General features: G+C 34.8%; 2 protein-coding genes. Both read right to left on the minus strand.

What is annotated here, in order from left to right:
• Positions 1 to 32: 32 nt before the first annotated feature.
• Complete coding sequence (locus AACS92_RS02080; protein ID WP_099112035.1) at positions 33 to 443, minus strand: hypothetical protein; 411 nt, start codon at positions 441 to 443, stop codon at positions 33 to 35.
• Positions 440 to 815: hypothetical protein (locus AACS92_RS02085; protein ID WP_099112036.1), on the minus strand; the 376-nt coding region annotated here is incomplete at its 5' end. The genes AACS92_RS02080 and AACS92_RS02085, both read right to left, overlap by 4 nt.

Raw genomic sequence — 815 nt, forward strand, 5'->3', positions numbered from 1 at the left:
CTGTAATTAAATTTGGTTTGTTGTTTTTATTATTAATCTAAGTCGGCTATTTGCATTTCTAACTCAGATATTTTCTCATGTAATGAATTAATTTTACTCATTGCCTGAGAATACTTTTTCTGTAGGGCTATCTTTTCTCGCTCCCGTTTAATATCCGCTTTCAGTTCTTCCAAAATTTGAGAATGTCTTTCCATAAATTCAGGACGCATCTTGCCAAACATCAATTTAGTCGTTCCGTCTTCTTGCTTAACTTTTTTGATAGGATAGTTACTTGGCCTCTTTTCTTTGTCGAATTGCTCTTGTGCTCTAACATAAGCTAATTTATTCAGTGCACCGCTTTCACTTAAATAAGCCCGGCTAGCACCGTCAACAACATAGACTTCACGTATTTCAATCACGATGTCAGCATTAGTGGCAATTTCTATGGGTTTTAATGTTGTCATAATTCCTCACCTCTGATTCGTTCTATTTCTTTTATTGCGGTAAATACTAAATCGGATAAAATAGAAAGCTCGACTGCTCTTTCATCATTTTTCTCATTTTCAATAAGTGCATTAATAAACACTCTTGATTTATTGATGGCTACATGAGCGGGTTCTAATTCGAATCTCATATCACGGAATGAATGTATTTCACCTTCCATGATATAATCTTTTTTTATCTCCCTTAATTTTTGCGCTAAATTAATTGCCTGTCGATGAACTCCCCGACACATTAAATAAGTATCCGGTTCTGCTTCATTCTGAGTTGCAGTCAATACAGGGAATATAGATGATTCAATTTCTTCTGCAATTTCGACGGCGGTTTGTAAATAA

It is taken from the genome of Xenorhabdus sp. KJ12.1, assembly GCF_963876495.1.
Classification (GTDB): domain Bacteria; phylum Pseudomonadota; class Gammaproteobacteria; order Enterobacterales; family Enterobacteriaceae; genus Xenorhabdus; species Xenorhabdus stockiae.